At 73.0% G+C, this 19,543-nt stretch carries 18 protein-coding genes; 6 read left to right on the top strand and 12 right to left on the bottom strand.

Annotation, left to right across the window (positions count from 1 at the left end; all coding sequences use genetic code 11):
- Window positions 1–34: 34 nt before the first annotated feature.
- The 5 genes from SM573_RS22335 to SM573_RS22315 all read left to right on the top strand — a co-directional run bounded on the left by SM573_RS22335 (window position 35) and on the right by SM573_RS22315 (window position 6,294).
- The gene (locus SM573_RS22335) at window positions 35–1,702 is read left to right on the top strand and encodes an NAD(P)/FAD-dependent oxidoreductase (protein ID WP_474610511.1); all 1,668 of its coding nucleotides are present in this window, start codon (window positions 35–37) and stop codon (window positions 1,700–1,702) included.
- Complete coding sequence (locus SM573_RS22330; protein WP_474610510.1) at window positions 1,699–3,156, top strand: ATP-binding protein; 1,458 nt, start codon at window positions 1,699–1,701, stop codon at window positions 3,154–3,156. Before SM573_RS22335 ends, SM573_RS22330 begins: the two co-directional genes overlap by 4 nt.
- Before the next feature lie 119 nt (window positions 3,157–3,275).
- The gene (locus SM573_RS22325; protein ID WP_474610509.1) at window positions 3,276–4,325 is read left to right on the top strand and encodes an aldo/keto reductase; all 1,050 of its coding nucleotides are present in this window, start codon (window positions 3,276–3,278) and stop codon (window positions 4,323–4,325) included.
- Between the two features lie 560 nt (window positions 4,326–4,885).
- Window positions 4,886–5,041, top strand: coding sequence for a hypothetical protein (locus SM573_RS22320; protein WP_474610508.1), 156 nt, complete (start codon window positions 4,886–4,888; stop codon window positions 5,039–5,041).
- Window positions 5,041–6,294, top strand: coding sequence for a YeiH family protein (locus SM573_RS22315; RefSeq protein ID WP_474610507.1), 1,254 nt, complete (start codon window positions 5,041–5,043; stop codon window positions 6,292–6,294). The genes SM573_RS22320 and SM573_RS22315 overlap by 1 nt, the downstream gene beginning before the upstream one ends.
- A gap of 131 nt (window positions 6,295–6,425) precedes the next feature.
- Here the strand turns inward: SM573_RS22315 and SM573_RS22310 are convergent, their stop codons facing one another.
- The 6 genes from SM573_RS22310 to SM573_RS22285 all read right to left on the bottom strand — a co-directional run bounded on the left by SM573_RS22310 (window position 6,426) and on the right by SM573_RS22285 (window position 11,814).
- On the bottom strand, window positions 6,426–6,938 hold the full coding sequence (locus tag SM573_RS22310; RefSeq protein ID WP_474616961.1) for an NUDIX domain-containing protein: 513 nt from the start codon (window positions 6,936–6,938) through the stop codon (window positions 6,426–6,428).
- A 217-nt stretch (window positions 6,939–7,155) separates the two neighbouring features.
- The gene (locus SM573_RS22305; protein WP_474616960.1) at window positions 7,156–7,794 is read right to left on the bottom strand and encodes an SRPBCC family protein; all 639 of its coding nucleotides are present in this window, start codon (window positions 7,792–7,794) and stop codon (window positions 7,156–7,158) included.
- Window positions 7,791–8,156 carry an ArsR/SmtB family transcription factor gene (locus SM573_RS22300; protein ID WP_474616959.1) on the bottom strand — a complete coding sequence of 122 codons (366 nt, stop codon included), beginning with the start codon at window positions 8,154–8,156 and terminating at the stop codon, window positions 7,791–7,793. Before SM573_RS22300 ends, SM573_RS22305 begins: the two co-directional genes overlap by 4 nt.
- A 39-nt stretch (window positions 8,157–8,195) precedes the next feature.
- Window positions 8,196–10,280: a xanthine dehydrogenase family protein molybdopterin-binding subunit gene (locus SM573_RS22295; RefSeq protein WP_474610503.1), complete on the bottom strand. Its 2,085-nt coding sequence runs from the start codon at window positions 10,278–10,280 to the stop codon at window positions 8,196–8,198.
- Complete coding sequence (locus SM573_RS22290; RefSeq protein ID WP_474616958.1) at window positions 10,277–11,266, bottom strand: FAD binding domain-containing protein; 990 nt, start codon at window positions 11,264–11,266, stop codon at window positions 10,277–10,279. Before SM573_RS22290 ends, SM573_RS22295 begins: the two co-directional genes overlap by 4 nt.
- Window positions 11,263–11,814: a 2Fe-2S iron-sulfur cluster-binding protein gene (locus SM573_RS22285; RefSeq protein WP_474610501.1), complete on the bottom strand. Its 552-nt coding sequence runs from the start codon at window positions 11,812–11,814 to the stop codon at window positions 11,263–11,265. Before SM573_RS22285 ends, SM573_RS22290 begins: the two co-directional genes overlap by 4 nt.
- A gap of 68 nt (window positions 11,815–11,882) precedes the next feature.
- Between SM573_RS22285 and SM573_RS22280 the strand changes: the two genes are divergently transcribed.
- Window positions 11,883–12,530 (top strand): nucleotidyltransferase family protein, encoded by a 648-nt coding sequence (locus tag SM573_RS22280; protein ID WP_474610500.1) that lies wholly within the window; start codon window positions 11,883–11,885, stop codon window positions 12,528–12,530.
- 107 nt (window positions 12,531–12,637) lie between these two features.
- Here SM573_RS22280 and SM573_RS22275 read toward each other — a convergent pair whose 3' ends face one another.
- From SM573_RS22275 to SM573_RS22250, 6 genes are all read right to left on the bottom strand, one after another.
- Window positions 12,638–13,870 carry a ricin-type beta-trefoil lectin domain protein gene (locus SM573_RS22275; RefSeq protein ID WP_474610499.1) on the bottom strand — a complete coding sequence of 411 codons (1,233 nt, stop codon included), beginning with the start codon at window positions 13,868–13,870 and terminating at the stop codon, window positions 12,638–12,640.
- A 156-nt stretch (window positions 13,871–14,026) separates the two neighbouring features.
- Entirely contained in the window at window positions 14,027–14,710 is a 684-nt protein-coding gene (locus tag SM573_RS22270) for a TMEM175 family protein (RefSeq protein ID WP_474616957.1), read from the bottom strand.
- Between the two features lie 115 nt (window positions 14,711–14,825).
- Window positions 14,826–16,202, bottom strand: coding sequence for a GH1 family beta-glucosidase (locus SM573_RS22265; protein WP_474610497.1), 1,377 nt, complete (start codon window positions 16,200–16,202; stop codon window positions 14,826–14,828).
- Window positions 16,203–16,231: 29 nt separating this feature from the next.
- The gene (locus SM573_RS22260) at window positions 16,232–17,071 is read right to left on the bottom strand and encodes a carbohydrate ABC transporter permease (RefSeq protein WP_474610496.1); all 840 of its coding nucleotides are present in this window, start codon (window positions 17,069–17,071) and stop codon (window positions 16,232–16,234) included.
- Window positions 17,064–18,062, bottom strand: a complete 999-nt coding sequence (locus SM573_RS22255; protein ID WP_474610495.1) for a carbohydrate ABC transporter permease — start codon at window positions 18,060–18,062, stop codon at window positions 17,064–17,066. Before SM573_RS22255 ends, SM573_RS22260 begins: the two co-directional genes overlap by 8 nt.
- Before the next feature lie 75 nt (window positions 18,063–18,137).
- Window positions 18,138–19,439: an ABC transporter substrate-binding protein gene (locus SM573_RS22250; protein WP_474610494.1), complete on the bottom strand. Its 1,302-nt coding sequence runs from the start codon at window positions 19,437–19,439 to the stop codon at window positions 18,138–18,140.
- Between the last annotated feature and the right edge of the window lie 104 nt (window positions 19,440–19,543).

The following is a 19,543-nucleotide window of genomic DNA, read 5'->3' as shown; positions in this document are numbered from 1 at the left end:
ACGGATGTGACCGGCGGCCCGGCGAGGTGGTTTCATGGGCGCCATGGCGAACCCGGTGATCCTGACCATCGACGACGACCCGGTGGTCTCCCGCGCGGTGGCCCGTGACCTTCGCCGCCGGTACGGCGAGCGGTACCGGGTGATCCGGGCCGGCTCCGGCCCGGAGGCGCTGGAGGCGCTGCGCGAGATCAAGTTGCGCGGTGAACAGGTGGCGCTGCTCCTGGCCGACCACCGGATGCCCGAGATGACCGGGATCGAGTTCCTCGAAGCCGCGATGGACCTCTTTCCCGCGGCCCGCCGGGTGCTGCTCACCGCGTACGCCGACACGGACGCGGCGATCGAGGCGATCAACGTGGTCGACCTCGACCACTACCTGCTCAAGCCCTGGCACCCGCCGGAGGAGAAGCTCTACCCGGTGATCGACGGGCTGCTGGAGGCGTGGGCGGCCACGCCCGAGGCCGCGCTCACCGAGATCCGCGTGGTCGGCCACCGGTGGTCCGCCCCCTCGTTCAAGGTCCGCGACTTCCTGGCCCGGAACCTGATCCCGTACCGCTGGCTGCTGACCGAGGACGCGGAGGGCGCCCGGCTGCTCGCCGCCGCGGGCGCCACCGAGGCGGACCTGCCGCTGGTCGTGACGGCCGAGGGCAAGACGCTCATCGCCCCGACGACCGCCGAGCTGGCCAGCGTCGTCGGGCTCACCGTGGAGCCCACCACCGACTTCTACGACGTGGTGGTGGTCGGCGGCGGCCCCGCGGGCCTCGGCTCGGCCGTGTACGCGGCCTCGGAGGGGTTGCGCACGGTGCTGGTGGAGCGCCGGGCCACGGGCGGCCAGGCCGGGCAGAGCAGCCGGATCGAGAACTACCTGGGCTTCCCCGACGGCGTCTCCGGCGCCCAGCTCACCGACCGGGCGCGGCGGCAGGCGCTGAAGTTCGGCGCCGAGCTGCTCAGCGCCCGCGAGGTGGTCGGCCTCGCCGAGGCGGGCGGGGCGCGGCTGCTGCGCTTCGGCGACGGCAGCGAGATCGCGGCGCACACGGTGGTGCTCGCCACCGGCGTCTCCTACCGGATGCTCGACGCGCCCGGCCTGCCCGACTTCACCGGTCGCGGGGTGTTCTACGGCTCGGTCGCCACCGAGGCGCCGAGCTGCGTCGACCAGGACGTCTACATCGTGGGCGGGGCGAACTCGGCCGGCCAGGCGGCGGTGTACTTCGCCGGGTACGCGTCGCGGGTGCACCTGCTGGTCCGCGGCCCCGACCTCACCGCCTCGATGTCGCGCTACCTCATCGACCAAATCGAGCGCAGCGACCGGATCACCGTGCATCCGCACACCGAGGTGGTCGGCGCGGCGGGTGGCGAGCACCTGGAACGGATCGACCTGTGTGACACGCGCACCGGGGAGCGGCGCACGGCGGAGACCTCCTGGCTGTTCGTGTTCATCGGCGCGGAGCCGCGTACGGACTGGCTCGACGGGGTGCTGGTGCGCGACCCACGGGGCTTCGTGGTGACCGGGCCCGACCTGGTGACCGGCGGGAGGCGGCCGCCCGGTTGGGCGCTGTCGCGGGATCCGTACCACCTGGAGACGAGCCTGCCGGGCGTCTTCGCCGCCGGTGACGTGCGCTCCCAGTCGGTGAAGCGGGTCGCCTCCGCCGTCGGCGAGGGGGCGATGGCCGTCTCACTCGTGCACCGCTACCTGGAGGCGCAGTGACCGGCCCGGAGGAGCGGCTGAGCCCGGAGCAGCTGCGCACCCTGTTCCTGTTCGAGGCGCTCGACGCCGACCAGCTCGCCTGGCTGGCCGAGAACGGCCGGGTCGAACAGCGGGCCGGCGGCACGGTCGTCTTCGGCGAGGGGGAGCCGGCGACGTGCTTCTTCGTCCTGCTCTCCGGCAGCGTGACGCTCAGCCGCCGGGTGCAGGGCGCCGAGCTGGAGATCAGCAGCACCTCGCAGCGCGGCGTGTACGGCGGGGCCACCCAGGCGTACCTGGAGAGCGAGACCGAGCAGGTGTACCGCAACACGATGCGGGCGGTCACCGACTCGGAGTTCTTCGTGCTGCCGGCGGAGTGCTTCGCGCAGGCCGTCCGCTCCTGGTTCCCGATGGCGATGCACCTGCTGGAGGGGCTGTTCATCGGCATGCGGGCCACCCAGACCGTGGTGGGCGAGCGGGAGCGGCTGCTGGCCCTCGGCTCGCTGTCCGCGGGGCTGACCCACGAGTTGAACAATCCGGCCGCGGCGGCGGTCCGGGCGACCTCGGTGCTGCGCGACCGGGTGGGCGGCATGCGCAGCAAGCTCGCCATGATCGCCGACGGCCGCCTCGACGGCAGCGCCCTGCACCGTCTGGTCGAGCTGCAGGAGGACGCCGTGGCCCGGGTGGCCACGGCGCCGAGGCTCAGCCCGATGGCCACCTCGGACGCCGAGGACGCGCTGACCGACTGGCTGGACGAGCGCGGCGTCAGGGGCGCCTGGGACCTGGCGCCGATCCTGGTCAGCGGCGGGGCCGACACCGAGTGGCTGGCCCGCGTGCAGGCGTCCGTGGGCCCGGCCGACCTGGAGACGGCCATCCGCTGGCTCACCTACACCATCGAGACCGAGCTGCTCATGCGCGAGATCGGCGAGGCGGTCACCCGCATCTCCGGCCTCGTCGGCGCGGCCAAACAGTACTCACAGCTGGACCGCGCGCCGTTCCAGGTGGTCGACGTGCACGACCTGCTCGACGCCACGCTGGTGATGTTCAAGGCGAAGATCCCCGCCGGGGTCAAGCTGGTCAGGGAGTACGACCGGAGCCTGCCGCAGGTGCCGGCGTACGCGGCGGAGCTGAACCAGGTCTGGACCAACCTCATCGACAACGCGCTCGGCGCCATGGGGGAGAAGGGGACGCTGACGGTCCGCACCGAACGAGCGGGCGACCTGCTCGCCGTGGAGGTCACCGACACCGGCCCCGGCATCCCGGCGGACGTGCGACCGCGCATCTTCGAGCCGTTCTTCACCACGAAACCGGTCGGCAGCGGCACCGGTCTCGGGCTCGACATCTCGTACCGGATCGTGGTCCACAAGCACCACGGCGACATCCGGGTGCAGAGCGAACCGGGCAACACCACGTTCCGGGTGCTGTTGCCGTTGACCGCCGAGCGTCCGCCCGCACCGGATCCGCTGCCCGCGCCCTGAGGCGCGCGGGGTCGCCGGCTTCCGGTCCACGACCGTTGACCTCCAGGGCACTCGAACTCCTAGCGTGGCGTACGCCCGGCGGGCCCTCCGCCGGGCGTACGACAGCAGGGAGCAGCCCCATGCGTTACCGCGTTCTCGGTGGCACCGGCATCGAGGTCAGCGTCCACGCCCTCGGCACCATGATGTTCGGCGCGGTCGGCAACCCCGACCACGACGACTGTGTCCGGATCATCCACTCCGCGCTCGACCGGGGAATCAATGTCGTGGACACGGCGGACATGTACTCCGCCGGCGAGTCCGAGGTCATCGTCGGCAAGGCGCTGCGCGGCCGCCGGGACGACGTGGTGCTCGCCACCAAGGTCCACTTCCCGATGGGGGAGGGGCGCAACCGTGGGGGCAACTCGCGGCGCTGGATCATGCGCGCGGTCCAGGACAGTCTCCGGCGGCTCGGCACCGACTGGATCGACCTGTACCAGGTCCACCGGCCGGACCACACCACGGACGTCGAGGAGACGCTCGGCGCCCTCACCGACCTGGTCCGGGCCGGCACCATCCGCGCGTTCGGCTGCTCGACGTTCCCGGCCGAGGAGATCGTGGAGGCACAGCACGTCTCGGAGCGGCGGGCGCTCGGCCGGTTCCGCACGGAGCAGCCGCCGTACTCGTTGCTCGCGCGGGGGATCGAGGCGGACGTCCTGCCGGTGTGCCAGCGGTACGGCATGGGCGTGCTCACCTGGAGCCCGCTCGCGTCGGGTTTCCTCTCCGGCCGCTACCGGCAGGGGCGCCCCGCCGACCTGGGCAGCGGCCGGGCCGCCCTCACCCCGGCCCGCTTCGACCCGGCGATTCCCGGCAACGCGGCCAAGTACCGGGCCGTCGAGGACCTGACCGCCGTGGCCGACCAGCTCGGCCGTACGCTGCCCGAGCTGGCCGTGGCCTTCCCCGCCGCGCACCCGGCGGTCACCTCCGTGATCATCGGACCGCGCACGATGGCGCAGCTCGACGGTCTGCTGGCCGGCGCCGAGCTGACCCTCGACGACGCCGTCCTGGACCGGATCGACGAGATCGTGCCGCCCGGCGGCAATCTGTACGCCCCGGACGGCGCCTGGCGTCGACCGGTGCTGACGGACGCGGCACGCCGTCGCCGCCCCGTCCCCGACCGGGCCGCGGCCTGACCACACTTTCCACCCCATCCCCGGCCCCCTCGGTCGAGTGATCAAGAGGTGCCCGTCAGGAGCCGGGGCCTGCCCGACGCACAGCTCTTGATCAGCTTTGCCGGGGGGTGGGGTGCGTAGCGCCGACGGTCGGGGCGGCTGTCCGGATGATGGACACAGTCTTGTTTTCCTACCGGCTAAATAGGAATATCGACGTGTGCGTACCAGTCTCCGGCTCGTCTCCCGCCGGGTCGTCGACCTGATGCGGGTCGCCTCGGGCCTCTGTACCGGCCCGCGCCGCCGACCGGCCTGACCTCCGCGGACGCCCACCACCGTCCACACGAGGCGGCCGGGCGCCTGGTATCCGCCCGTTTCACCCGCGCGACCACCACGCGGCACCGCGCCCCGACGCACCGTCGGGCCGCGGTGCCGCCGGAGCGGCCCGTCGCGCGGGGCCGCGTCACCCGGACGCGGTCCCGCCCGGCGTGACCGCCCTTCCTGGCGCGGGGGCGCACGCCGACGTCCGCCCTATCCCTCCGCGCCTTCCTGCTGCCCGTCACCGCCGCATCGAAGGATTCCCCGTGAGCATCGACGAACCATCCCCCGCGGCTCCGCCCGCACCGACGGCCCGCGAGAGCCGTTTCGCGCTCAACGAGGACTGGGCCGCCACCCTGCTCGGTCTCGCCCTGCTCGGCCTGGTCCTGCTGGGCGCTGTCCCCGCCGGGTTGGTGCCCTGATGACCACCGACGCCACCCGAGCCACGGACAGCACCGAGGTCGCCGCCCCCGCGGGCGCCGGCATCGCCCCTCGTACCGCCGACGACGTCGACGCGAACGCCGACGCCACCGCGGCCGTCGACGTCGCCACCGCGGCGGAGCCGGCGGGTCCGCCGCTCGTGCCGGCCGGGCCGCGGTCCGGGGCGTTCTGGGCCTGGACCGGCCTGGGCCTGCTCGTCGTCCTCGGCCTCGCCGCGCTGACCCGCTACCTGGAACAGAACGTGCCCGCGTTCGCCGAGGACACCGCGCTGGAGGACGTCGCCGCCGCCATCGAGTACCCCGTCTACGCCATCGTGCTCGGCCTGCTCGGCAATCTGGCGGTCACGCTGCTCGGGCTGCGCGACCGGATCGCCGCCGCGTTCCGCACCGAGTTCTTCATCAAGACGGGCCTCGTGCTGCTCGGGGCCTCGATCAACCTGGCGGTCATCGCCAGCGCCGCCGGCCCCGCGATCGCTCAGGCGATCCTGCTGATCAGCGGGGTGTTCCTCTTCACCTGGTGGCTGGCCGGCCGGTTCGGGCTCGACGACAAGCTCCGTGCGCTGCTCGCCTCCGCGGTCTCCATCTGCGGGGTCAGCGCGGCCATCGCGGCCGCCGGCGCCGTGCGCGCCCGCCGCGAACAACTGGCGTACGCGGCCAGCCTCGTCATCGTCTTCGCGCTGCCGTCCATCTTCGTCCTGCCCTGGCTGGCCGACCTGCTCGGGCTGTCACCGGCGGTCGCCGGCGCCTGGATCGGCGGCAACATCGACACCACGGCGGCGGTGACCGCGGCCGGGGCGCTCGCCGGCGAGGAGGCGCTCCAGATCGCCAGCGTCGTCAAGGTCACCCAGAACGCGCTGATGGGGGTGGTGGCGGTGGCCCTCACCGCGTACTTCGCCCTGCGGGTCGAGCGTCGGCCGGGGGCGAGCCGGCCGAGGCTCGGCGAGCTGTGGCAGCGGTTCCCGAAGTTCGTGCTCGGCTTCGTGGCCGCCTCGGTGATCGCCACCTGGTACCTCGACGCGGCCGGCGCGGACGGCAGGGCCACCATCGCGATCGTCAACGACCTGCGGGTGTGGTTCCTCATCCTGGCGTTCGTGAGCATCGGCCTGGAGGTCCGGGTGACCGCGCTGCGGGAGGCCGGCTGGCGACCCGTGGTCGTCTTCGCCAGCGCCACCGTGTTCAACCTGCTGCTCGCGCTGGGCCTGGCCGTGGTCCTCTTCCGCCAGGTGACCCCCTGAGCCTCCCCCTCCCCGCGCCCCCGCTCGACCCGGTGGTCAAGAGATGCGCGTCAGGAACGGCGGCCCGCCCGACGCGAAGCCCTTGGTCACCGGGGAGAGGCGGGGGCGGGGCGCGGGGAGGGGTGGGCGGGTCAGCGGGTGGTGGTGGCGAGGAAGTCGGCCAGCACCCGGGTGTGCGTGTCGAAGGCCAGCTCGACCGGCTCGGTCAGCACCAGCCACTCGGTCGCCTCCTCGGTCGGCGCCGACGGCGGCAGGTCCTCGGCGTGCACCTCGGGCAGCACGCCGAAGACCATCATGGTGCCGCCGGCCGGGGCGCTGTGCACCGCGAAGAGCCTGGCGTCCCGCGCCGTCGCGAGCAGCCCGGTCTCCTCGCGAAGCTCACGGACCAGGGCCTCGTCCCACTCCTCGCCGTATTCGATGAAACCGCCGGGAAGCGCGAGCAGCCCACGGGCCGGTTCGATGTCCCGCCGGACCACCACCACACCGAGCCCGGTGCCGGTGCGCACGGGCAGCACCGCGACCGCGACCGGCAGCGGGTTGCGCCAGACGGTCTGACCGCAGACCGGGCAGACCCGCGGCCAGCCGGCCGCCGGCGGGTAGGCGGTCCCGCAGAACGAACAGTGGGAGTACGGCGCACCGGTCATGGCGCAGAACGTTACCCGCGCGCCGCCCGGTGCGGCCGTCCGTGCCCGCCCGGGCGGCCGGTGCGGCGCTCGGGCCGGGCGCCCACCCGCCAAGGGCGTCCGGCCGCGCCGGCGGGCCGGGGGTCTGCCTGCCGGGGGAGTCTGGCCGGGCCGGGTCCTGCCTGCCCGGGGCGCACCGGCGCAGCCGGTGGTCCGGGTTGCCGCCGGGGGCGTCGGGTCAGGCCGGGGCGCCGGTGTAGAAGGACGTCACCCGCTCGGCGGCGGCGCGCGCGGCCTCGGGGTCCGTGCCCCCGGCCACGCTCGCCTCGTACCACCGCTCGCTGGCCAGCGCCATGAACCGCCGCCCCTCGTCCGAGGCCGACCAGGCGGCGGCGTCCTCCGGCCGCACCCCGCCCGGGCCGCCGCCGAGGTACGTGGCGAGACCGAGCAGGCCGAGGTCCCAGCCGATGCCGACGGCGCCCGGGCCGAACTGCGCCCACATGTCGTCGTCGACGTGCGCGACGTGCTCCAGCTCGAAGCGGGTGCGATCGCCGCCGACCGGGCTGAGCCGGACCTCGATCCAGCTCACCATGCCGTTCATCTCCCAGGTGGCGGCGAAGCTGTGCGGCGGGTCGCAGCGCTCGACGGTGCCGCCCGCGTTCCCCTCCAACTGGTAGCGGCCGCCGAGCCGCAGGTCGCCGGAGACGGGCAGGAACCAGCGCGGGATGCGCTCCGCGTTCGTGCAGGCGTCCCAGACGTCCTCGACCGTGGCGTCGTACGTCTGGCTGATCGTCATCACGCGGGCTTCGCCGGCCTCCAGCGTCCGGGTGCCCAACTCGCGCCGGACGGCGCTGATCTGCTCGGTCGCGTCGATCATCGTTCTCTCCTGTCGTCGTCGGCGGCCTGCTCGCGCAGCCGCCGTTCGCGCTTGCCGCGCGCCAACTCGGTGGCGAGCGCGTGCAGCGGTGGGGTCCAGAACCGGCGGAAGGTGTCGAGCCACCGGTCCACGTCGCGCAGCGGCTCGGGGGCGACGGCGTAGAGCCGCCGCGTGCCGGCCGGCCGGACGGTGGCGAAGCCGCTGTCCCGCAGCACCTTCAGGTGTTGCGAGACGGCCGGCTGGGAGATGCCGAACTCACGCCGGATGACCTCGCCGATCGCACCGGCGGTCGTCTCGCCCTCGGCGAGCAGTTCGAGGATCCGGCGCCGCACCGGGTCGCCCAACACATCGAAGGCGTGCACCCGGCATTTATATCAGCGATACCTTAAATAAGTAAAGGCTTACATTCCGGCGAGCTTGTCCAGGCGGATCGGCAGGTCCCGCACCCGTACGCCGGTGGCGTGCCGGACGGCGTTGGCGATCGCGGCCGCGGTGCCCACGATCCCGATCTCGCCGAGCCCCTTCACCCCGGCCGGGTTGAGGTCGGGATCCTCCTCGGGGAGCCAGTACGCCTCGATCCGCTCGACATCCGCGCAGGCCGCGATGTGGTACGTGGCCAGGTCGTGGTTGACCCAGTCGCCGTACCGCTCGTCGAGCAGGCCCTCCTCGTGCAGCGCCATCGACAGGCCCATGGTCATGCCCCCGATGAACTGGCTGCGCGCGGTCGTCGGGTTGACCACCCGGCCGACCGCGAACACGCCGAGCAGGCGGCTCACCCGCACCTCGCCGGTGTCCACGTCCACACGTACCTCGGCGAACTGCGCGCCGTAGGCGTAACGGGCCATCGGGCGCTGCGCGCGGACCTCGTCCGCGGTGTCCGCCTCGACGGTCAGCCCCTCGGCGGGCAGTTCGCCCGAGTGGTGCGCGAGCCGGTCGCGCAAGCCCTGGCAGGCGCGGATCACCCCCCAACTCCACGAGGAGGTGCCCATCGAGCCGCCCGCGCCGTAGGCCCGGGGCAGGTCGCTGTCGCCGATCTCGATGCGGACCCGCTCCGGTGGCACGTCGAGCGCGTCCGCCGCGATCTGCCAGAGCGCCGTGCGCGCGCCCGTGCCGATGTCGACGGCGTTGATCCGCACCAGGAACTCGCCGTCGGGGCGGGCGGTGGCCGTGGCGCGGGTGGCCCGCGCCCGGGCCGGGTAGCTGGAGCCGGCGACACCCGTGCCGATCAGCCACCGCCCCTCGCGCCGGCTACGCGGGCGCGGGTCGCGGTCGGACCACCCGAAGCGGCGGGCCCCCTCGGTGAGGCAGCCGACGAGGTTGCGGCTGCTGAACGGGTGCCCCTGCTCGGGGTCGACCGCCGGCTCGTTGCGCAGCCGCAGCTCGACCGGGTCGATCCCGCACGCCGCCGCCAGCTCGTCCATCGCCGACTCCAGGGCGTACGCCCCGGGGCACTCACCCGGTGCCCGCATCCAGAACGGGGTCGGCACGTCGAGCCGGACCAGCCGGTGTGTGGTGCGCCGGTGCGGCGCGGCGTACATGCTGCGGGTGTAGACGCCGACCTGCTCGGCGAACTCGGCGACCGTCGACGTCTGGGTGATCGAGTCGTGGCAGACGGCGGCGATCCGGCCGTCCGCGTCGGCGCCCAGCCGGATCCGCTGGATCGTCGGCGTCCGGTAGCCGATCGGGCCGAAGAGCTGCTGGCGGGTCAGGGCCAGCCGCACAGGCCGGCCGACGTGCCGGGCGGCCAGCGCGGCGAGCACCACGGCGGCCTTCGCGTACCCTTTGCTGCCGAACCCGCCGCCCACGTGCCGGCTGATCACGCGGACCGATTCGCGGGGTATCCCGAACAGCTCGGACAGGGCGGCCTGCACCGGCGTCGACCCCTGGTTCGAGTCGTGCACGAGCAGCCGCCCGTCCTGCCACTGTGCGGTCGTGGCGTGCGGCTCCATCGGGTTGTTGTGGTATGCCGGCGTCCGGTAGGTGGCGTCCACCCGCACCTCGGCGGCCTCGTACGCGGCGTCGAAGTTCCCCTCGGCGGTGTCCGTCGGGTAGTTGGGGTTGATCTTCTCGGGCCGGTACAGGCCGGGATGGTCGGCGGTGAGCACGGTGCTGTGCGGCTCGGTGTCGTAGTCGATCCGGACCAGCCGCGCCCCCTCCCGTGCCGCCTCGATCGACTCCGCCACCACCACGGCGACGAGTTCGCCCCGGTAGTGCACGGTCGGTTCCTGGAGCAGGTAGAGCGGTGCCTCCACGTCCGGCGCGAGCCGGGGAGCGTTGCCGTGGTGGACCACCGCGAGCACCCCCGGCACCGCGAGCGCCGGCTCCGGGTCGATCCGGGTGATCCGGCCGCGCACCGCCGCCGCGGGCACCGCCCAGCCGTACGTCACGTCGTCCAGCGGGTACTCGACCGCGTACCGGGCGGTGCCGGTCACCTTCTCCCGGCCCTCCAGCCGGGGATGGGCCCGGCCCACCGCACCCGCGCTCACGCCTGCACCCCCGCGAGCTCGCCGAGCGTGCGGACGGTGATGGCGCGGATCAGCGGCACCTTGAAGCCGTTGTGGCGCAACGGGCGCGCGGCCGCCAACTCGACATCGGCCGCCCGCGCGACCGTCTCCGCGGTGAACGGGCGCCCGCGCAGCTCCGCCTCCGCGCGGCGGGCCCGCCAGGGCCGGTGCGCCACCGCGCCGTAGGCCAGCCGCACGTCACGGACCACACCGCCGTCCAGGTCCAGCACGGCCGCCACCGAGCCGACCGCGAACGCGAACGAGGCCCGGTCCCGCACCTTGAGGTACGCCGAGCGCCGCGCCGCGGGCAGCGGCGGGATCCGTACGGCGGTGATCAGCGCGCCGCGGGGAAGTGTGGTCTCCCGCTCCGGGTGCTCGCCCGGCGACCGGTACAGCTCGTCCAGGGGTACGTCCCGCGTCCCACCCGGCTCGGCCACCTCGACGACGGCGTCGAGCGCGGCGAGCGCCACCGCCAGGTCCGACGGGTGGGTGGCCACGCACTGCTCGGACCAGTCCAGGACGGCCAGGTCGCGGTTCTGCCCGTGACGGGCCGCGCAGCCGGTGCCGGGCTCCCGTTTGTTGCACGCCTTGCCCGTGTCCTGGAAGTAGACGCACCGGGTGCGTTGCAGCAGGTTGCCGGCGGTGGTGGCCATGTTGCGCACCTGGCCGGAGGCGGCGGCGAGCAGCGCGCGGGCGAGCACCGGATAGTCCCGCCGCACGGCCGGGTGGGCGGCGAGCTCGCTGTTGCGCACCGTGGCGCCGATCCGCAGGCCCCCGTCGGCCGGGGTCTCGATCCCGCCCAGGGGCAGCCGGGTGACGTCGACCAGCAGGTCGGGCCGCTGCACGCCGAGCTTCATGAGGTCGACGAGGTTGGTCCCGCCGGCCAGGTAGGCGGACTCCGGGTCGGCGCTCAGCAGCGCCACGGCCTCGCCGACGTCGCTCGGGCGGCGGTAGCGGAACTGTCTCATCGCCCGGCCGCCGTCTCGCGGATCGCGTCGACGATGTGCGGGTACGCCGCACACCGGCACAGGTTGCCGCTCATCCGTTCGCGGATCTCCGCGTCGGTCAGCCGTACCGGCGCGGTGAGGTCGTCGGTGACCGCGCTCGGCCACCCCTCGGCCACCTCGCCGAGCACGCCCTGCGCCGAGCAGATCTGCCCGGGTGTGCAGTAGCCGCACTGGAAGGCGTCGTGCGCGATGAAGGCCTCCTGCAAGGGGGACAGCCCGTCCGGCCCGGCCAGCCCCTCGACGGTGACGACCGAGCAGTCGTCCAGGGTGACCGCGAAGATCAGGCAGCTCTTCACCCGCCGGCCCTCGAGCAGCACCGTGCAGGAGCCGCACTGGCCGTGGTCGCAGCCCTTCTTCGCGCCGATGAGGCCCAGGTGTTCGCGCAACGCGTCGAGCAGCGTCGTGCGGTTGTCGAGGGTGAGTTCGCGGCGGTCGCCGTTGACGGTGACGGCGACCCGGGACGACCACTCGTCGCCGGCCGCCCTCGCGCTCCCGGGCCCGTTCTGCACGGCCTCATAGTAGCTTTAGTCGGGCGATCAGGAGTAAATCCGACAATACGTTCACGATGGAGGGTGGCGTGGGGGAGGGGAGCGTGGCGGGGCTCCTGCTCGCCGCCGGCGCCGGCCGGCGCTTCGGCCGCCCGAAGGCGCTCGTCGAGTACGACGGCGAACCGCTGGTACGCCGCGCGGTGCGGCTGCTGCGCGCCGGCGGCTGCGCCCCGGTGCACGTCGTGGTCGGCGCGGGCGCCGACGAGTTGCCGCCGCTGCCGGGGGCCGTCCTGGTGCCGAACCCCGACTGGGCCCGCGGGATGGGGCTCTCGCTGCGCCTCGGGCTGGCGTCACTGCCCGCGTACGTGACCGCCGCCGTGGTCGTCCTCGTGGACCAGCCGCTGCTCACCCCGGCGGCGGTACGCCGCGTCCGGGCCGCCCACGCCCGTGGTGCGACCGTCGCCACGGCCACGTACGCCGGGCACCCCGGCCACCCCGTCCTCCTGGGACGGGCCACGTGGCCGCTGCTGGAGCGGTACGCCACCGGCGACCGGGGCGCCCGGGACCTGCTGCGTGACCGGCCCGACCTGGTCGTCCGGGTGCCCTGCGACACCGTCGGCGAGCCCCTGGACGTGGACACCCCGACCGACCTCTCCCGCGCCGCCCCTTCCCGCCGACCCCCCACCCCCGTCGATCACGCAGTTGTGGCAGGTGACGAAAGCCCCGAACCACCCTGAGATTTGGCACCACAACTGCATGATCGACCGCGACGGCGCGAGCGCGCGAGCGCGGGGGTGGTGGGGCCGCCGCTGCGGCGGGGCGGCGGCCCCGGCTCTGGTGCGGGTCAGCGGCGCCACTTCTGGTTGGGGCCGCCCGTGCACTCCCAGATCTGCAACCGGGTGCCGTCGGCGGAGCTGACCCCGGTCGCGTCGAGGCACTTGTTCGCCTGCGGGTTCACGATGTCCCCGGCCGCGCTGAGGACCCAGCGTTGGGCCCCGGTGCCGTTGCAGTCCCAGATCTGCACCGGCGTGCCGTTCGCCGTGCCGGCCCCCGCGACGTCCAGGCACTTGCCCAGCGCCCGCACGGAGCCGTCGGCGGCCCAGGTCCACCGCTGCGCGGCGGTGCCGTTGCACGTCCAGAGCTGCACCGGCGTGCCGTTGGCGCTGTTGGCGCCGGCCACGTCCACGCACTTGTTGCCGTAGCCGACGATCGGCGCGCCGCCACCACCACCGCCGCCGGTGTCCCACGCCTGCACCCGGACGTAGTCGACGACCATCTGCTGCGGGAAGACGGTGCTCCCGTCGGGCGAGCCCGGCCAGTTCCCGCCGACCGCCACGTTCATGATCATGAAGAAGGGGTGGTCGAAGACCCACCGGTTGCCGCGCAGGTCGGCCGGGGTCTTGCGGGAGTACTGGACCCCGTCGAGGTACCAGGTGACCGAGTCTGGCGCCCAGTCGACGGTGTACGTGTGGAAGGCGTCGGCGAGCGCCTGCCCACCCGGCAGCGACGTCTGCCCGGTGACGGCGTTGCCGCCGGAGTAGCCGGGACCGTGCAGGGTGCCGTGCACGGTGGACGGCTCGCGACCGACGTTCTCCATGATGTCGATCTCGCCGCGGTCGGGCCAGTTGTTGCTGCTCGTGCCGAGCATCCAGAAGGCGGGCCAGAGGCCCTGGCCCCGGGGGATCTTCATGCGGGCCTCGAAGCGGCCGTACGCCTGCGTGAACTTCCCGGCGGTCAGCAGTCGGGCCGAGGTGTACTGGCAGCTGCCGTACCAGCAGTTGTAGTTGGCCGGGTTCTCCCGGCGGGCGGTGATCACGAGGTTGCCGTTGCCGTCGAGCGCGGCGTTGCGGGTGCTGTTCGTGTAGTACTGCAGCTCGTTGTTGCCCCAGCCGCCCCCACCGATGTCGTAGGTCCACTTGTTCTGGTCCGGCGGGGTGCCGGCGGGGCCGTTGAAGTCGTCGGACCAGGTCACCGCGCCGGGCGCGGCCGTGGCGGGTGCGGTGGGGGTGACGGTGAGCGCGGCGCTGAGCCCTACGGCGGCGAGCGCGAGTGCCGTGGCGGCACGGAGTCTGCGCACGGGAAGCCTCCCTGCGGTCTCGGAGGTCCGGCCCCGCGTCCCGCCCGAGCGTCGATGCGGACGGAACTGTAAGGAAACCGGGGAAATAGATTGTTAACAATCTATTGCGGGCCCTCCGCGCTGTCAAGAAAGCGCTCTCTCAGGCGGCGGCGGTGGTCAGCGCCGGGGGAGCAGCCGCCCGAGAGGCCCGGCCCGCAGCCCCTCGCTGGTGACCGCGTGATAGACGATCATGACGATGATGCCGACCAGCCCCACCACCGGATGGACGAACCAGCCGAGCACCCCGCTCAACCCGTAGAGCACCAGACCGGTCACCGGCCGGAGCCGCTGGGCCCGGGCGTGCGCCGGATCGACCCCGCGGGCGAGCAGCGCGGGGTGGTGGTGCAGGTACGCGAAGAACGCCAGCCACGGCGCGGACATCAGGGCAGCCGCCAGCGCGTACAGCGCGACCGCCACCCGTTGGTCCGCGACGTCGCCCTGGGTGAACGCAGAGGCGAGCACCGCGGTCGGGAACGGGATGATCACGGCGCCGAAGAGGATGGCGAGGTTGATCCAGCTCAGCGGGAGCGTCGTCCCGCGAACGAGCCGCAGCAGCGCGTGGTGGTTGAGCCAGATCACCCCGATGTAGCCGAAGGACACCGCGAACGCGAGGTACGAGGCGCCCTCGTGACGCAGGCCCGCCAGCAGGTCGCCCGCGTGGTACTCCGGGACGCGCAGCTCCAGCACGAGCAGCGTGATGACGATGGCGAAGACCCCGTCGCTGAAGGCCTTCATCCGGTCGGTCTCCGACATCCGGACCCGGCCCTCGGTCGGCACGGACTCCTCCTCCGCTGCGGCCATTGCCGCAGGCTATCCGCCCAGGGGGAGGGGCGGTGGCGGTTCGCCCGGACGTGACCGGGCGGGTGCGGTGGCGGGCCCTGCCGCCGCCGTCGCGGCGCCGGCAGGGCCCGCCGGCTCAGGCCACCGCGGTGGTGGCCCCGGCCGAGCCGGCCAGTCGCTGGTGGGCGCGGATCAGCTCCGCGTAGCGGTGCCCGCTGGCCTTCATCGTCCGTCGCTGGGTGGCGTAGTCCACGTGGACCAGGCCGAAACGCTTGTCGTAGCCGTACGCCCACTCGAAGTTGTCCAGCAGGGACCAGACGAAGTAGCCCGCGAGCGGGACGCCCCGGCTCACCGCCGAGGCGCACGCCGCCAGGTGCTGCTCCAGGTGGTCGGTGCGCTCCTTGTCCTCCACCGTGCCCTCGGCGGTCACCTCGTCCGGCCACGCCGAGCCGCTCTCGGTGACGATGATCCGGCCCGGCCGGTACTCCTCGCTCACCGCGACCAGCAGCTGCTCCAGGCCGGTGGGGTACATCTCCCAGCCCATCGCCGTCTCGACGGCACCGGGCACCGGGACCTGCCGGGCGTACGGCGGCGGCCCGTCCGGGTCGTCCACCACGAGCTGCCGGAAGTAGTAGTTCACCCCGAGGAAGTCGGTGGGAGTGGCGATCACCGCCAGGTCGTCGCCGCGTACCGGCGGCTCGACCCCGTAGGTGGCGACCATGTCGGCGGGGTAGCCGCGCCCGTGCACCGGGTCGAGCCACCAGCGGTTGACGTGCCCGTCCATCCGCCGGGCCGCCGCGACGTCCTCCGGCCGGTCGCTCGCCGCCTCGATCGGGCTGAGGTTGAGCACCAGCCCGACCGACGCCGGCCGCGCGGCGTTGGCCCGGACGGCCTGGGTGGCGAGCCCGTGCCCGAGCAGCGTGTGGTGCGACGTGCGCACGGCCCGGGTGAGGTCCCGCTCACCGGGGGCCATCCGCCCCTCCAGGTGCCCGATCCAGGAGACGCAGAGCGGCTCGTTGACCGTGTTCCAGTCGGCCACGCGGTCGCCGAGGCGGGCGGCGACGACGGCCGCGTAGTCGGCGAACGCCTCGGCGGTGGCGCGCTCCGGCCAGCCGCCCCGGTCCTGGAGGGCCTGCGGCAGGTCCCAGTGGTAGAGCGTGACGAACGGCCGGATCCCCTCGGCGAGCAGCCGGTCGACGAGCCGGTCGTAGAAGTCCAGCCCCGCGGCGTTGACCCGTCCGACACCGTCGGGCAGCACCCGCGGCCAGGCCACCGAGAAGCGGTACGCGTCGACGCCCAGCCGGCGCAGCAGGGCCACGTCCTCCGGCCAGCGGTGGTAGTGGTCGCACGCCACCGCCCCGGTGTCGCCGTTGTCGACGTTCCCGGGCACCGCCGAGAAGGTGTCCCAGATGGACGGGGAGCGGCCGTCGACGTCGACGGCCCCCTCGATCTGGTAGGCGGCGGTGGCGACACCCCAGAGGAAGTCGGGTGGCAGGTTGGACAGGTCCGGCACGGGTCGGTTCTCCTCCGCGGTGTGGTGACTCACTTGACCGCGCCGGCGGTGAGGCCGGCGACGAAGTAGCGCTGCAGCGCCAGGAACCCGGCGACGACGGGCACGCTCACCACGAGGGAGGCGGCCATCACCTGGTTCCAGTAGACGTTGAACTGGGTGGAGTAGCCCTGGAGCCCGACGGCCAGGGTGCGGCTGCCCTCGTCGGTCATCACCGAGGCGAAGAGCACCTCGCCCCAGGCGGTCATGAAGGCGTACACGGTGACCGCCACCACGCCCGGGATCGCCGCCGGCAGGATCACCCGGAACAGGGTGCGCAGCGGGCCGGCGCCGTCGACCTGGGCCGCCTCGTCCAGCCCCCGCGGGATCGAGTCGAAGTAGCCGACCAGCATCCAGATCGAGAACGGCAGCGAGAAGGTCAGGTAGGTGATCACCAGTCCGGTGCGGCTGGCGTACAGCTCGATCCCGGTGGCGTTGCCCAGGTTGACGTAGATGAGGAAGAGCGGCAGCAGGAACAGGATGCCGGGGAACATCTGGGTGGACAGCACGGTCACCGAGAAGAGGCCCCGGCCCCGGAAGCGGTACCGGCTCACCGCGAACGCGGCGAAGATGGCCACGGTCACCGAGCAGACGGCGGCGATGCTCGACACCACGAGGCTGTTCACCAGGTACCGGGCCAGCGGCACGGTGCTCCACATGTCGACGAACGGTTGCAGCGTCGGCCGGCTGGGCCACCAGGTGAAGCCGTTCTGCACGTCCTGCAACGGCTTGGCCGCCGAGGTGACCATCACGTAGAGCGGGATGACGACGAAGAGGGTGAGCAGGGTCAGGACGATCCACCGGCCCCAGCGCTCACCGGCGGTCTCACGCATGGTCCCTCCGGCGGTTGGTGATCAGCAGGTAGCCGGCCGAGACGACCAGCAGGAAGAGCAGCAACGCCACCGACATCGCCGAACCGGACCCGAAGTCCCAGGTCTTGAACGAGCTGCGGTAGATGTGGATGGAGATCAGGTCGGCCTGCTCCGGGGCCGAGCCGCCGAAGAGCACGTACGGCGTGTTGAAGTCGTTGAACGTCCACAGGAACAGGACCAGCAGCAGCACCAGGTTCACGGGCCGCAGCAGCGGCAGGGTGACCGAGCGCAGCCGCCGCCAGAACCCGGCGCCGTCGATCGCCGAGGCCTCGTACAGCTCGTCGGGGACGTTCTGCAGGCCGGCCATCAGGCAGAGGAACGCGAACGGCCAGTTCCGCCAGACGGAGACGACCAGCAGCGACCAGAAGCTGTTGTCGCCGATCAGCCAGAACGGCCGGTCGTCGAGCAGCCCGAGCTGGTCGACCAGGACGTGGTTGACCAGGCCGGTGTCCCGCTGGAGCAGGAAGCTCCAGGTGATGACGGCGGTGTAGACGGGCAGCGCGTACGGGGTGAGGAAGAGCGCCCGCAGGATCGCCCGCCCGCGGAACGGCCGTTGCAGCACGACCGCGCCGGCCATCCCGAGCAGCCAGGCCAGCCCCACCGAGAGCAGCGTGTAGGCGAGCGTGACCCAGAACGAGTGCAGCAGCTCCCGGCCGGCGGCGCTGTCGAAGTCCAGCGTGGCCTTGTAGTTCTCCAGCCCGACGAAGGGCGCGGTGGACCAGTCCCGGATGTGGAACTGGGTCAGTTCGAGCAGGCTCATCCAGACCCCGACGACCATCGGGATCACGTGGATGCCCAGCTCCAGCACGATGGCCGGGCCGAGCAGCAGGTAGGGCAGGAGGGAACGCCGGGGGCGGCGTGCCCGTCGCGCGGGGTCCGGCGCCGGTGTCCCGGCCCGGGGTGCGCGCCGGTGGGGGCGGGCCGGGCCCGGCGCGGTGGTGCTGGTTGCCATCAGGGTCCTCTCGCCAGAGGGCGGTCGGGGCAGGGTCGGTGGGGCGCCCTGCCACGACCGCCGTCGACGCCGGGGTCAGCGCATCTTCTGCTGCGCGTCGCTCAGCTTCTTCTTCACCGACTCCTCGGTGACCGGGCGGCCGCTGGCCGCGTCGGCGAACAGTTCCTTGATGGCGGTGCCGACCAGGGTCTCGAAGGTGCTCTCGTCGGGCACCTGCGGCAGCGGGGCCGCGGTGGTGGCGAGGGTGTCCTGGATGACCTTCTGCTCCGGGGCGCTGAACGCCGGGTCGGTGCCGACGGTCTTCACCGCGGGCAGCGAGCCGTACGTCTTGTTGAGGATGGTCTGCTCCTCGTCGCTGGTCATGAACTTGACGAAGCTCAGCGCGCCGTCCCGGTTCTTGGTGTGCTTGAAGATCGCCATGTTGATGCCGGCGACCATGCTGTTGACCTTCTTGCCGCCGGCGGGCGGGCTGGCCAGGAACGGCACGGGGGCGATCCCGTACGCGTCGGCCGCCATGTTCTGGGTCTTCAGGTTCGAGCCGGCGGCCTGCCAGAGCAGCATCGCGGCCTTGCCGTTGGCGAAGTCGGAGACCGACTGGTTCTGCGCGTACTCGGCGTTGCTCGGGTTGGTGATCTTGTCGGTCGCCATGAAGTCGACGTAGCGCTTGACGGCCGAGACGTTCTGCGGGGTGTCGAAGGTGGGCTTGCCGGACGAGTCGAACCACTCGCCGCCGTACTGCTGGCTGAACGTGAAGGCGTGGTGGGCGTTCTCGGAGGGGTTGGCCCCCTCGATGGCGAGCCCCCACTTCCCCCCGGTGCTGAGCTTCTTGCCGTACTCGGCGAGCTGCTCCCAGGTGGTCGGCGGGGCGGTGATGCCGGCGTCGGCGAACGCCTTCTTGTTGTAGTACAGCGCGTACGCCAGGCTGTAGAGCGGCACGGCGGCCGGCGGCTTGCCGGGTGCGCCGGCCGCGGCCAGCGCGGCCGGGACGAAGCGGTCCTTGCCGCCGACGGCCTGCAGCGTGGCGTCGTCGAACTCGACGAGGGCGCCCGTCGCCTGCAGGGACGCCGACCAGGTGTTGCCGATGTTGACCACGTCCGGGCCCTGCCCCGAGGTGGCGGCGGCGAGGAGCCGGTTGAGCAGGTCCGACCAGGGCACAACCTCGACGTTGACCTTGATGCCGGTCTGCTTCTCGAACTTGTCCAGCTCGGGCTGGAGGATCGTCTTGTCGGCCTCCAGGCTGGCGCCCTGGTTGCTGGCCCAGTAGGTGAGGGTCTTGCCGGAACCGCCGGCGTCGTCGCCGGAGCCGCCGCAGGCGGTCAGCGACGTTGCCGCCAGGACGGCGGCGGCGAGTATCCCGAGGTGTCGTCTCGTCGACACGATCAGCCCTTCCGGTGCAGTGGTGGGGGGCCCGCCGGTTGCCGTCTTCGACAGGTTCGGGGGCGACGGGCGGCCGGGCGGTGCGGACAGGGTTCCGGGCACGT

It is taken from the genome of Micromonospora xinjiangensis (genome assembly GCF_056150165.1).
This window is presented reverse-complemented; position numbering and strand designations above follow the sequence as displayed.